Origin of the sequence: Streptomyces sp. sk2.1 (genome assembly GCF_008120935.1) — a bacterium.
Lineage (GTDB): Bacteria > Actinomycetota > Actinomycetes > Streptomycetales > Streptomycetaceae > Streptomyces.
The window spans coordinates 1,070,101-1,082,828 of record NZ_RDBO01000020.1 but is presented as its reverse complement, the minus strand read 5'-3'; the positions used below and the strand labels follow the sequence as shown (position 1 = coordinate 1,082,828).

Sequence of the window (12,728 nt, the reverse complement as noted above, 5' to 3'; positions counted from 1 at the left end):
CCTCGCGCCGCGAGGGACCGCGAGGAGCTGCGGGGCGTTCACATCGCGGGGCGCCGCGGGACAGTGCGAGATGCCGCAGACAGCGCGAGGTGCCGCAGGGCGCCGAGGGGCCCTCGCTCCGCGGGCCCCTCGGACTGCTGGGCCCCTCACACCGCGACGTACCTCACCGGCTCGCTGCCCGCCACCGCCTCCGCGCGCCCCAGTTTCACCAGCCGCCGCAGATGCGCCTCGGCCTCGGAGACCGCGATGTTGCGCGAGCCGTACGGGATCTGCGCCCACGGCCGGTTCCACTCCATCCGCTCGGCCAGCTCCCACGGGGTCAGCGGAACGGACAGCAGCCCGAGCAGCCCGGCCAGCCGCTCCTCGTGATGGTCGAGGAGCTCGCGCACCCGGCCCGCCGCGTCGGTGAACGCGTGCTGGTGCGCGGGCAGCACCTCGGCGACCCCGAGCCGGCCGACGCGCTCCAGCGAGGCGAAGTAGTCGCCGAGGGGATCGGTGACCGTGACGTCGTCAGGGTCCTCGTACAGCCCGATGTGCGGGCTGATCCCCGGCAGCAGGTGGTCCCCGGAGAAGAGCCGGCCCCGGCCCGGCAGGTTCCCCGGATGCTCCTCCTCCAGGTGCAGGCAGACGTGCCCCGGCGTGTGGCCGGGCGTCCAGACGGCCCGCAGCCGCCGCCCCGCCAGGTCCAGCAGCTCGCCGGGCACGATCTCCCGGTCCGGGAGCGCGGCCCGCAGTCCGGGCAGGGTGCTCATCGCGCTCCTCCCGGCCGCGGCGGCCCGCAGCGGCGCGAGGTGCTCCTCGGGCGCCCCGACGGCGGTGAGCTTGCCCACGAGGTACGTCAGCCAGGTGCCGGGTTCCGACTCGCGGGTGCGGCGCACGATCTCGGTGTCCGCCGGGTGCATGGCGATCCAGGCCCCCGACGCCTCGCGCACCTGCCCGGACAGGCCGTGGTGGTCGGGGTGGTGGTGGGTGATGACCACCCCGTGGATCTCGCCGACGTCGGTCCCCACGGCGGTCAGCCCGGCGGTGAGCGTGTCCCACGCCCCGGGGTCGTCCCAGCCGGTGTCGATCAGGACCGGTCCGCGGTCGGTGTCGAGGACGTGCACGAGGGTGTGGCCCAGCGGGTTGTCCGGGATCGGCACCTTGATGCTGTGCACACCCCCGCCGTGATCGGTCACCTGAGTCATGGGCTTCCCCCGTCTCTCCGCGGCCTGGTCGGCGTACCGGACGTACAACGGCGTGCCTGAGTACCGGACGTACGACGGCGTACCGGACGTACGGCTGTGCGGTGCGCCGAGCCCACTGTAACGAGAACCTGTTCCATTGGTAGCCCCGGTCGACCATCTTGTCCGCCGGGACGGAGGGCGGACGGGCACGTCCGGACGCCGGGCGACCGGGGGGCGGTCGCAGGGCGGCCCGGGACCGTTCACCGGACGGCCGGGACGCGTCAACTTTGGCCGAAGCGGCGTTGGTTGAGCCTCGAACGGTCACTGTGCCGGACGTCACGGTCGGCTACCTTGAGCGGGTGGGCGACGATACGCGACAGCAAGTGATCGCCGGGCGGTACCTCCTGCTCGAACACCTCGGCAGCGGCGGCATGGGCACCGTGTGGCGCGCCACCGACCAGCTCCTGAAGCGCTCCGTGGCGATCAAGGAGGTGCATCTGCGGGCGGGCGCCGAGGAGTTCGCCAAGCGCGCGCGACGGGCGCACCGCGAGGCGCGTGCCATCGCCGGGATCTCCCACCCCAACGTGGTCAACGTCTACGACCTCGTGGACCACGAGGACCGGCTGTGGGTGGTGATGGAGCTGGTGAAGGGCCGCTCGCTGGCCGAACACGTCGCCGAGCTCGGTCCGATGCCCCCGTCCCGGGTCGCCGGGGTCGGCCTCCAGCTGCTCGCCGCGCTCGACGCGGTGCACGCCATCGGCGCACTGCACCGGGACGTGAAGCCGGCCAACGTCCTGATGCGGGACGGCGGCGGCGTCGTGCTCTGCGACTTCGGCATCGTGGCGCTCGCCGACACCGCGTCGCTCACCACGCCCGGCGGGGTGATCGGCACCCTGGACTTCATCGCGCCGGAACGCCTGAGCGACCGCCCGGCGGGGCCGCCCAGCGACCTCTTCTCGCTGGGCGCCACCCTGTGCGCGCTGCTGACCGGCCGTTCCCCCTTCGCCCGCTCGGAGCCCGCCGCGGTCCTGCACGCCGTGATGCGGGAGGAGCCGGAGATCCCGGCCGGTGCGGGGCCGTTGGCCCCGGTGCTCGAGGCCCTGCTGAGCAAGAATCCGGCCGACCGGCCGACCGCGGCCCGGGCGGCCGACCTGCTGCGCCCACTGGCCACCGCGCCGGGCTCCGGGCCCACGCCCGGAGCCCCGCCGCACGACACGACGGTCCGGTCGGAGGGCGCGCGCCGCCGGCCGTCCCGCCGGGCGGTGCTCTCGGCCGGCCTCGCGCTCGCGGGAGGGGCCGGCGCCGGTTTCGCGGTGAGCCGGCTGTGGCGGGGCGACGGGACCGAGGCCGACGCGGGACCCACCGGCAGACCGACCCCGACGGCCTCGGACCCGACGGCGTCGCACCCGGCGGCCGCCCCCGGGGCGCCGTCCTCCGCGACGCTCAAGAAGCTCCCCGTCGGCGCGGCGATGTCCGCCCCGGACGGTTCACGGGTGCTCTGGCTGTTCTACGGGGACCAGTACGTGCGGGTCGACGCGTCGGATGCGAACAAGCGGTTCCGGCGGGACATCGGGCCCAAGCCGATCAGCAACTGGAGCGGAGCCTTCAATGGCCTGAAGGGCTTCACCGAGAAGATCGACGCGGTGCTGCCGGTCCCGGGGTACGCCGGCGAGTACTGGGTCTTCTCGGGGGCGCGGTACATCCGGATCGGCGTCGAGAACGAGACGTACAACGACAGCCGGCTGGCGGACCCGGAGCCGCTCGGCGACTGGGAGAACGGCTTCGGGCTCGGGTCCGGCTCATCGGCCGTCATCGACGCGCTGATGCCGGTGCCGGACGAGGGCGTGCGGGATTTCTGGGTGTTCTCGGGGAGCCGGTACGCCCGGTACGGGCCGGACGGCACCGGCCCCGGAGGCAGGCTGGTGAAGGACTGGCAGCCGCTCGACGACTGGAGGGGGAGCTTCGCGATGCACGCCGCCTTCCGGAAAAGGATCGACGCGGCCGTCCAGGTGCCGGGCGAGCGGAACAACTACTGGGTCTTCTCCGGGGGTTCGTACGTCGAGATCAGGGTGGCGGACGGGGTGCACGACTACGCGGACGAGTTGGTCCACGGCCCCAGACCGGTGAGCGTCCAGGGCTGAATCCTTCGGCTGCCCCGGTCCGCCGCAGGGCGTGCCCGGTCGCTCCGGACCACGGTCCCCGCGGGGCCGTCCCGTACCGTGCGCACCCGTGGACTCCTGGAACTGGAACTGGTATCAGTTTTGACGGATAGTCAGATGTCGCGCCGGTTCGCGGGAGGCAGCAGCCATGACCGAGCTTGTCGAACACGGAAAACTGTTCATCGGCGGGGAGTTGGTCGACCCGCTGGGCCGGGACGTCATCGAGGTCGTCTCGCCCCACACCGAGCAGGTCATCGGGCGCGTGCCGCACGCCTGCGAGGCCGACGTGGACCGGGCCGTCGCCGCCGCGCGGCGGGCGTTCGACGAGGGGCCGTGGCCGCGGATGTCCCTGGACGAGCGGATCGCGGTGGTGACCCGGATCAAGGACGCCTTCGCCGTCCGGTACGAGGAGATCGCCCGGGTCATCAGCGCGCAGAACGGCACCCCGTACACATCGAGCGTCATGGTGCAGGCGCTCGCCGCGATGATGGTGTGGGACGCGGCGATCACCGTCGCCCGCACCTTCCCGTACGAGGAGCGGCGGGGCGGGGTGCTCGGGCCGCTGCTGGTGCGCCGGGAGCCGGTGGGGGTGGTCGCGGCGGTGGTGCCGTGGAACGTCCCGCAGTTCACCGCCGCCGCCAAGCTCGCGCCCGCGCTGCTGGCCGGCTGCTCCGCGATCCTCAAGGTCTCGCCCGAATCCCCGCTGGACGCCTACCTGCTGGCCGAGATCGCCGCCGAGGCCGGGCTGCCGGAGGGGGTGCTGTCGATCCTGCCGGCCGACCGGGAGGTCAGCGAGTACCTGGTCGGGCACCCGGGCGTCGACAAGGTGTCGTTCACCGGGTCCGTCGCCGCCGGGCGCCGGGTGATGGAGGTGGCCTCCCGCAACCTCACCCGCGTCACGCTGGAACTGGGCGGCAAGTCCGCCGCGGTGATCCTCCCGGACGCCGACCTGGACACCGCCGTCGCCGGCATCGTCCCCTTCGCCTGGATGATCAACGGCCAGGCGTGCGTGGCCCAGACCCGCATCCTCGTACCGCGTTCCCGCTACGACGAGACGGCCGAGGCGTTCGCCGCGGCGGCGGGCGCGCTGAAGGTCGGCGACCCGCTCGACCCGGCCACGGAGCTCGGCCCCCTCGTCGCCCGGCGCCAGCAGCAGCGCTCGCTCGACTACATCCGGATCGGTCAGGACGAGGGCGCCAAGATCCTCACCGGCGGTGGCCGTCCGGCCTCCCAGGAGCGGGGCTGGTACGTCGAACCGACCCTCTTCGGCGACGTCGACAACTCCATGCGCATCGCCCGCGAGGAGATCTTCGGCCCCGTCATCTGCCTGCTGCCGTACGGCGACGAGGACGAGGCGGTACGGATCGCCAACGACTCCGACTACGGGCTCAGCGGCAGCGTCTGGACCGCCGACACCGAGCACGGCATCGACATCGCCCGCCGGGTCCGTACGGGCACGTACAGCGTGAACACCTTCAGCCTCGACATGCTCGGCCCGTTCGGCGGCTACAAGAACTCCGGCCTGGGACGGGAGTTCGGCCCCGAGGGCTACGGCGAGTACTTCGAGCACAAGATGATCCACCTGCCCGCCGGCTACGAGGGCGGTGCGTGATGGGGGACCGCTGGACCGTGGAGGTCGACCGGGGAATCTGCATCGGCTCCGGCCTGTGCGTGAACCACGCCCCGAGCGGCTTCGCCCTGGACTCCGCCCGCCAGTCCCGCCCCTCGTCCCCCGAGACCGACGCCGACGAAGGCGTCCTGGCCGCCGCCGAGGGCTGCCCGGTCGAGGCGATCGCGATCACCCTGACCGCGACGGGGGAGGCGGTGTTCCCACCGGAGGACTAGTAGTGCTTCGTTACCTTGAGTGATCTTGCCTGGTGGTGGGCATCATCAGGGGGTGAAACTGGGGGATGTCGAGCGGCTCCGAGACGAGTTGGCGGAGTTCGTGGGTGATGTGTTCGGGTCGTTGCCGCGGCAGGATCAGCGCCGGTGGGGTGCGTGTTATCTGCGGGGTCTGATGCTGGACGGGCGGCGTAAGTCGATCCAGCCGATGGCCGAGCGGTTGCCGGACGGGAACATGCAGGCTCTGCAGCAGTTCGTGAGCCAGTCGCCGTGGGATCCGTTGCCGGTTCGGCGGCGGATCGCCCGGCGGCTGTCGGAGGTGATCAGACCGCAGGTGTGGGTGATCGACGATGTGTCGTTTCCCAAGTGTGGCCGCGCCTCTGCCGGGGTGGCCCGTCAGTACTGCGGAGCACTCGGGAAGCGGGCGAACTGTCAGGTCGCGGTCAGTGTCCATGCTGCCACCGACACCGCGTCGTGTCCGCTGGACTGGCAGTTGTATCTGCCCCGGGAGTGGACGGACGAGCCGGGCCGCTGCCGCCGGGCCGGCGTCCCCGACGACATCGTCCACCAGGAGAAATGGCGCCTCGCGCTCAGGCTGCTGGACAACGTGGGCGAGTGGGGGCTGAAAGCCCCGGTCGTGGTCGCGGATGCGGGTTACGGCGTCAGCACCCCCTTCCGCCATGGCCTGGAGGAACGGGGCCTGTCCTACGTGCTGGCACTGACCGGGAAAGAAGTCGCCCACGAGCTGGACATCGAGCCCCACCAGCCGGATTACGGAGGACTGGGCCCACCGACGCTTGCCCGTTACCGGACGACGCCGCGAGCACTTACCGCCCACGCTGCCGAGGCTGCTGCCGCCGACCACTTTGCTGAGGTGGCCTGGCGACAGGGCAGTAAAGGCACGATGACCTCACGGTTCGCGGTACTGGCCGTTCGCCCGGCGGGCAAGCAGTCCCTGGCCGCCGCCCAAGCGGCAGGCGGCGGACGCAACCAATGGAACGGCGTCCTGCCCCCGTCCACCGTCTTGGTGGAATGGCCTGCGGACCAGGACGGGCCGACGGGTTTCTGGATATCGAACCTGCCGCCCGAGACTCCCGTTGCCGACCTGGTGCGGTGGGCGAAGATGCGCTGGCGCATCGAACACGACTACCGCGAACTCAAGCACGGCCTGGGCCTGGACCACTTCGAGGGCCGCACCTGGCGCGGCTGGCACCACCACGTCACCCTGGTCACCGCCGCCCAGGCCTTCCTCACCCTGCGGCGGCTCGACCCAAAAGTCCCCATGCCGGCCTGACCCTTTACCAGGTCCTGGACGTCCTCCAGGGCCTGCTGAAGGGCTGGAACGGCACCTGCACCACCTGCAACCGCCCCCTGCCCCGCAACCAGAGCAGACGCAGAACCTAACGAAGCACTACTAGGACCTTTCGTTTGGATCATGCCGGGCTCGCGTGCCCCGGTACTTCCCCGAGCTCTCGGCTGCGCTCGAGCAGGGGGAGACCCCATCGCTCGCCGCGTTGTCGTCACTCGCCAGGGCTCCGCCATTGTCTCCCTCCTCCGCCTTGCGATCGCACGCACCGGACCCCGCTCACTGATCCGGCCTGATCCAAACGGAAGGCCCTAGGAGCCGCCCCGACCGGCTCCCGCCGAGGTGGCCCGCACCGGAACGAAACCGGTACGGGCCACCTCGCCCATGTGCCCCCGGGGTCGGACCGGTCGGGGTGTTCGTCGAGCATTGGTGCGTGCGGGAAGGGGTGCGAAGTGAAGAAGCAGCCGCTCGAAGTGGCCTGCCTGGGCGACGACGAAAAAGTTCCTCGGCGTGTTCGTTCGGCTCTCGGGCGTGCGAACCGGCGCGGGAGGACCGGACTCCTCTTTCATGCGGATATGCGCAGCTCGTTTCGCAGTTTTACTTTCAAATGGGCCATCGTCCTGATCGAGCGCGGCGGTGTCGAGCTCTGTCACAAGGATGGGACGACGCTCAGGGGGCCGAAGTTTGTTGACCTCTCTCCGGGGGCGCATACCCTGACCTTTCGTGTGGTGCGTGCGCGGAGGAGTCGAGGGACGCTCTTCGAGAAGGAGATATTCCTGCGCAAAGGGGATGTCTTCATGGCGCTGTGCGAGCCGATTCAGCCGAACGTCTTCTACCGCAAGAGCCCGGAAGAAGACATCTGGCGGCTTCGCAAGATCGAGTTCTGGCCCGGTGGCGGGGCGCGAGGTGACGCGGAGCGGTAGGGGCCCTTTCCGTTGCCACGCTGCGCCGCGCCCCGGTGGGTCGGGGCGGAAACCCCGCTCCGCGTCTTGCGCCGGAGCCCGTCGGGCGGGTACGAACGCGGCGGGGGCGCCGGCCGGTGCCCCCGCCGCTTCCGACGATTGCCGACCGCTCATGACCGAACCGTCCGCCTCCGCCGCTCCCCATCTGCGCCGTCTGCTCGACCTGCTGGCCGACGACGCCCCCGCCGAGGCGCTGGGGGCCGTCTCCTCGCAGGCGCGGGCGGACGGGGTGCCGCCGGGGGACCTGGCCGAGGTGGAGCGGGCCACCGCCACCGCGCTGCGGATCAGGGGCGTCCTGCGGCAGCACCGGCGGCGCGAGCTCCAGCTCACCGCCCTCTTCGACACCGCGGGCGATCTCGCCGCCTCCCGCGACCTGGACGCGGTGCTGAAGGCGATCGTCCGCCGGGCCAGGATGCTGCTCGGTACGGACACCGCGTACCTCACGCTCCCCGACGAGGAGGCGGGGGACACCTACATGCGGGTCACCGACGGGTCGGTGTCGGTGGTCTTCCAACGGCTGCGGCTGGAACTCGGGCACGGGCTCGGCGGCCTGGTGGCGCAGACCGCGCGACCGTACGCGACCCCCGACTACCGCACCGACGACCGCTTCCACCACACCCCCAACATCAACGCCGGAGTGCTGGACGAGGGGCTCGTCGCCATCCTGGGCGTCCCGCTGCTGCTCGGGTCCAGCCGGGGCGGTACGGGAAAGGTCATCGGCGTTCTCTTCGCCGCCGACCGCGCCGCCCGGGTCTTCAGCCCCGACGAGGTCGCCCTGCTCTGCTCGCTCGCCGCCCACGCGGCGATCGCCATCGACACCGCCCGCGCGCTCGCCGACACCCGCTCCGCACTGGACGAACTCGCCCTCACCAACGCGGAGTTGGCCGAGGCGAACGCGGCGGTGCGGGAGCACTCGGCGGCCATGCGACGGGCCGAGGAGTCCCACGACCGGCTGACCGACCTGGTGCTGCGCGGCCGGGAGGTCAAGGACGTCGCCGCGGCGGTCGCCGGGCTGCTGGACTCCCCGCTCACCATCCACGATCCGGCCGGGCGTCCCCTGGCGGCCGTCCGGCCCGACGGCACCGACTTCACCCCCGACGCCATGGACGCCGGCTGGCTGGCCGAGACCGCCGAGGAGTCCCGTACCGGCGCCCGGGCCGTGCACCGCGACGGCCGGTGGATCTGCGCGGTCCTGGCCGGGCGGGAACTCCTCGCCGGGCTGGTCCTGCACCGGGACGGGCGGCTCGACGACTCCGACCGGCGGCTCTACGAACGGGCCGCCGTGGTCACCGGACTGCTCCTGCTGCTGCGGCGCACCGTCGCCGAGACCGAGAACCGCGTCCGCGGCGAGCTGATCACCGACCTGCTGACGGGCGCCGACCGCGACCCGGAGGGCCTCGCCGAACGCGGCCGTCGCCTGGGCGTCGACCTCGACCGCCCGCACATGTTGCTGGTGGCCGAGGTCGCCGAGGGCGGTGCCCGGGAGCGGCTGGCCCCCGCCGCGGTGCGCTACCTGTTCGGCGGCGACGTCCACGGGGTGTCCGCGGAGCACGCCGGCAGCGTGGTGCTGCTGACGACGGCCGACGCGACGGCGGCCGGTGACGCGGCCCGCGCCGCGGCGGAGCGGCTCGGGCAGCTGGCCCAGACCCCCGTCACCGTCGCCGCCGCGGGCCCGGCCGGCGGGGTCCGGGAACTGGTCCGAGCCCACCAGGAGGCCACCCGCTGCCTGAACGCCATGCGGGTCCTGGGGCGCACGGGGGAAGGGGCCTGCGTCGAGGAACTCGGCTTCCTGGGCGTGGTGCTGGGCAACGCGCAGGACGTCGACGGTTTCGTGGCGGCGACGCTGGGGCCGCTGCTGGAGTACGACGCGCGACGCGGCACCCAACTGGTGCGCACCCTCGGCGCCTACTTCGGGTCCGGCGGCAGCCTCGTCCGGGCCAAGGACGAACTCCACGTGCACGTCAACACGGTCGTGCAGCGGCTGGACCGGGTGCAGGCGCTGCTGGGGCCGGACTGGAACGAGCCCGGCCGGGCGCTGGAGCTCCAACTCGCCCTGCGGCTGCATCTGCTGACGGGCGGCCGGAAACGCTGACGGGCGGCCGGAAACGCTGACGGGCGGCCGGAAACGGTGACCGGGGGTCTCGGGCGCTGTTGACCAGCGGCCTCGGAATCGGAAGGGGGCAAGTCCCGGGCTTCGTTGACCGGGGCCTCGGAAGAGGGGGCCCGGGCGTTGGCGACCGGGGTCTCGGAATCGGAAGGGGAAGTCCCGGGCGTCGTCGACCGGGAGCCCCGGAGGGGGAGTCCCGGGCCGTCGACCGGGAGTCGGGGGCGGGAAGCCCCGGGGGCCGGCGAGAGCGCCCCGGACCGGTCGCGAGGCTTTCCGGGTGCGGCCGGGAGCCCTGCGTCCGTGCGGACGGGCGTCAGAACGCGCCGACCGCCTGGATCGTGGCCACGGTCGCGCCGATCGCGGCGAAGACGATGCCGATGGTGCCCAGCACGATGCCCGTGACGGCCTGGCCGCGACCGCCGCCCTCGCCCCGGTCCGCCATGCGCTTGGCCGATATGCCGAGGCACAGCGCGATGATCGGCAGGATGATCGGGATCAGGACCAGGCCGAGGATGCCGAGCACCATCGAGGCCGTCGCCCTGCCGCTGGGGAGTTGGGGGGCCATGGGGTACCCGTGACCGGCCGGGGGCTGGGCGGCGTATCCCGGGGCCTGCGTCCCCGTCGCGACACCCGCGTTGTTCATCTGGTCGGACATGTATTCCTCTCCATCGGTGCTGGTCATGCCCATGTTAAGGAGCGACCTGTGGCCCTTTCGGAGAGAAAGGTGAGGGGGATGTGATGAAAGCGCTGCGGAGGGAAGGGAGTGTGTGGTAAGGCGAACCCCGGGATCAGGGCTCTTCCGGCGGCCGGGTCACGTCGATCAGTCGGCACACCGTCTCGATGTCGATCTTCACCTGGGCGATCGACGCCCGCCCCGACAGCCAGGTGATCAGCGCCGAGTGCCAGGTGTGCTCGATGACCCGGACCGCGGAGAGCTGCTCCGGCGTCGGGTGCTCCAGCCCCATCGCGTCCAGGATGATCGTCGTGGTGATCCGCGAGACCGTGTCCACCTCCGGGCTGACGCTGCGGTCCGCGAAGGTCAGCGCCCGCACCATCGCGTCCGCCAGGTGCGGCTCGCGCTGGAGCGCGCGGAACGCCCGCATCAGGGTGTCGGCGACCCGCTGTGCCGCGTCGTCCCCGGCCGGGGGATGCTTGTGCAGCGTCGCGTGCATGTGCTGGAGCTGGTCCTGCATGGTGGCGACCAGCAGATGGATCTTGGAGGGGAAGTAGCGGTACAGGGTGCCCAACGCGACCCCGGCGGCCTCCGCGACCTCGCGCATCTGCACCGCCTCGAAACCGCCCCGTCCGGCGAGCCGGGCGCTGGCGTGCAGGATGCGGCGGCGGCGGGCCTCCTGTCGTTCGGTCAGGGGCGGCAACGCCGGTCTGGCTTCCGCGGTCATGTGTCCCCCATCCATGGCTGCTGTCCGCGATCGGAGGGAGGCGCTCGGTCTCCCGGCGGCGACAGCATGCCAGGGGGCCCGGTGGTGGCGCGAATCACCTGATCCGGCCGTTGCACCGACGCTACCTGCCGGTAGATTCGTAGCTCATTGAACGATCCAGTCTGAAACTTGTTCTAGATTAGCGTGAGCGGTTACGCTCCGGCGGAAACGCAGTGATGAAGGGGGCCGAGTGTGACCGCTGAGGCCATAGAGTCGGGCCCCCGTACGGGCCCGAACACGTCCGGCACCGCCGACGACCGCCCGTTGCGCATCGCACTCCTCACCTACAAGGGCAATCCTTTCTGCGGCGGCCAGGGCGTCTACGTCCGCCACCTCGCCCGTGAGCTCGCCCGGCTCGGCCACGGCGTCGAGGTGATCGGTGCCCAGCCTTACCCGGTGCTCGACGAGGGCGTCCCGCTCACCGAGCTGCCGAGCCTGGACCTCTACCGCCAGCCGGACCCGTTCCGCACCCCGAAGCGCGACGAGTACCGCGACTGGATCGACCTCGCCGAGGTCGCCACCATGTGGACCGGCGGCTTCCCGGAACCGCTCACCTTCAGCCTGCGTGCCCGGCGCCACCTCGCCGCCCGCCGCGGCGAGTTCGACGTCGTCCACGACAACCAGACCCTCGGCTACGGACTGCTCGCCGACCTCGGCGCCCCGCTCGTCACCACGATCCACCACCCCATCACCGTCGACCGGCAGCTGGAACTCGACGCCGCCGGGACCCGCCGCCGCCGCGCCTCCGTGCGCCGCTGGTACGGCTTCACCCGCATGCAGAAGCGGGTCGCGCGCCGACTGCCCTCCGTGCTCACCGTCTCCGGCTCCTCCCGGCAGGAGATCGTCGACCACCTCGGGGTGCGCCCGGACCGCATCCACGTCGTCCACATCGGCGCCGACACCGACCTGTGGTCCCCCGACCCGTCGGTCGCCGAGATACCCGGCCGGATCGTCACCACCTCCAGCGCCGACGTCCCGCTGAAGGGCCTCGTCCACCTCGTCGACGCCCTCGCCAAGCTCCGCGCCGACAACCCGCGGGCGCACCTCGTGGTCGTCGGCAAGCGGGCCGAGGACGGACCCGTCGCGCAGGCCATCGAACGGCACGGCCTCCAAGGCGCCGTCGAGTTCGTCAAGGGCATCAGCGACGCCGAACTCGTCGACCTCGTGCGCGGCGCCCAGATCGCCTGCGTCCCCTCGCTGTACGAGGGCTTCTCGCTGCCCGCCGCCGAGGCCATGGCCACCGGCACGCCCCTGGTCGCCACCACCGGCGGAGCGCCGGCGGCCGGCGCCGGACCGGGCGGCGATCGCCTCGCGGTAGAGGGCCGCGGTGCCGATGGCGGCCTGCTTCCAGGTGAACCGGGACAGCACCCGCTCACGGCCCGCGGCACCGAGCCGGGCCCGCAGCTCCGGGTCGGCGAGCAGCCGGCCGAGCGCGTCGGCCAGGGCCCCGGGGTCGGCGGGCGGCACGGCCAGGCAGGTCTCGCCGTCGGGTCCGGCGACCTCGGGGATCGCGCCGCCGGTGGTGGCGACCAGGGGCGTGCCGGTGGCCATGGCCTCGGCGGCGGGCAGCGAGAAGCCCTCGTACAGCGAGGGGACGCAGGCGATCTGGGCGCCGCGCACGAGGTCGACGAGTTCGGCGTCGCTGATGCCCTTGACGAACTCGACGGCGCCTTGGAGGCCGTGCCGTTCGATGGCCTGCGCGACGGGTCCGTCCTCGGCCCGCTTGCCGACGACCACGAGGTGCGCC

At 72.3% G+C, this 12,728-nt stretch carries 9 protein-coding genes and 2 pseudogenes; 7 read left to right on the top strand and 4 right to left on the bottom strand.

The window, feature by feature from the left end; genetic code table 11:
* Positions 1-146: 146 nt before the first annotated feature.
* Entirely contained in the window at positions 147-1,187 is a 1,041-nt protein-coding gene (locus EAO76_RS08360) for an MBL fold metallo-hydrolase (protein WP_148834831.1), read from the bottom strand.
* Between the two features lie 338 nt (positions 1,188-1,525).
* Here EAO76_RS08360 and EAO76_RS08355 point away from each other — a divergent pair, with 338 nt between their 5' ends.
* The 6 genes from EAO76_RS08355 to EAO76_RS08325 all read left to right on the top strand — a co-directional run bounded on the left by EAO76_RS08355 (position 1,526) and on the right by EAO76_RS08325 (position 9,527).
* Positions 1,526-3,307 carry a protein kinase domain-containing protein gene (locus EAO76_RS08355; RefSeq protein WP_262375310.1) on the top strand — a complete coding sequence of 594 codons (1,782 nt, stop codon included), beginning with the start codon at positions 1,526-1,528 and terminating at the stop codon, positions 3,305-3,307.
* Between the two features lie 166 nt (positions 3,308-3,473).
* On the top strand, positions 3,474-4,937 hold the full coding sequence (locus EAO76_RS08350; RefSeq protein ID WP_148834829.1) for an aldehyde dehydrogenase: 1,464 nt from the start codon (positions 3,474-3,476) through the stop codon (positions 4,935-4,937).
* A complete protein-coding gene (locus tag EAO76_RS08345; RefSeq protein WP_148834826.1) occupies positions 4,937-5,170 on the top strand; it encodes a ferredoxin in 234 nt (77 codons plus the stop codon). Before EAO76_RS08350 ends, EAO76_RS08345 begins: the two co-directional genes overlap by 1 nt.
* 52 nt (positions 5,171-5,222) lie before the next feature.
* Positions 5,223-6,461: an IS701 family transposase gene (locus tag EAO76_RS08340; RefSeq protein ID WP_148834824.1), complete on the top strand. Its 1,239-nt coding sequence runs from the start codon at positions 5,223-5,225 to the stop codon at positions 6,459-6,461.
* Positions 6,462-6,925: 464 nt separating this feature from the next.
* A complete protein-coding gene (locus EAO76_RS08330) occupies positions 6,926-7,396 on the top strand; it encodes a hypothetical protein (protein WP_148834822.1) in 471 nt (156 codons plus the stop codon).
* Between the two features lie 151 nt (positions 7,397-7,547).
* Positions 7,548-9,527 carry a GAF domain-containing protein gene (locus EAO76_RS08325; RefSeq protein ID WP_148834820.1) on the top strand — a complete coding sequence of 660 codons (1,980 nt, stop codon included), beginning with the start codon at positions 7,548-7,550 and terminating at the stop codon, positions 9,525-9,527.
* A 328-nt stretch (positions 9,528-9,855) separates the two neighbouring features.
* On the opposite strand, the gene EAO76_RS08320 is transcribed toward EAO76_RS08325, so the two are convergent.
* Positions 9,856-10,224: a DUF4190 domain-containing protein gene (locus EAO76_RS08320; RefSeq protein WP_222872141.1), complete on the bottom strand. Its 369-nt coding sequence runs from the start codon at positions 10,222-10,224 to the stop codon at positions 9,856-9,858.
* 106 nt (positions 10,225-10,330) lie between these two features.
* A complete protein-coding gene (locus EAO76_RS08315; RefSeq protein ID WP_148834816.1) occupies positions 10,331-10,942 on the bottom strand; it encodes a TetR family transcriptional regulator in 612 nt (203 codons plus the stop codon).
* A gap of 231 nt (positions 10,943-11,173) precedes the next feature.
* Here EAO76_RS08315 and EAO76_RS08310 point away from each other — a divergent pair.
* A pseudogene (locus EAO76_RS08310) lies at positions 11,174-12,260 on the top strand (glycosyltransferase family 4 protein); the annotation flags it as partial.
* A 116-nt stretch (positions 12,261-12,376) separates the two neighbouring features.
* Here the strand turns inward: EAO76_RS08310 and EAO76_RS08305 are convergent.
* A pseudogene (locus tag EAO76_RS08305) lies at positions 12,377-12,718 on the bottom strand (glycosyltransferase); the annotation flags it as partial.
* Positions 12,719-12,728: the final 10 nt, after the last annotated feature.

Coding starts and splice junctions, on each gene's coding strand:
- EAO76_RS08360 (WP_148834831.1), bottom strand. CDS start 1,187: ATGACTCAGGTGACCGATCACGGCGGGGGTGTGCACAGCATCAAGGTG.
- EAO76_RS08350 (WP_148834829.1), top strand. CDS start 3,474: ATGACCGAGCTTGTCGAACACGGAAAACTGTTCATCGGCGGGGAGTTG.
- EAO76_RS08345 (WP_148834826.1), top strand. CDS start 4,937: ATGGGGGACCGCTGGACCGTGGAGGTCGACCGGGGAATCTGCATCGGC.
- EAO76_RS08325 (WP_148834820.1), top strand. CDS start 7,548: ATGACCGAACCGTCCGCCTCCGCCGCTCCCCATCTGCGCCGTCTGCTC.
- EAO76_RS08320 (WP_222872141.1), bottom strand. CDS start 10,224: ATGACCAGCACCGATGGAGAGGAATACATGTCCGACCAGATGAACAAC.
- EAO76_RS08315 (WP_148834816.1), bottom strand. CDS start 10,942: ATGACCGCGGAAGCCAGACCGGCGTTGCCGCCCCTGACCGAACGACAG.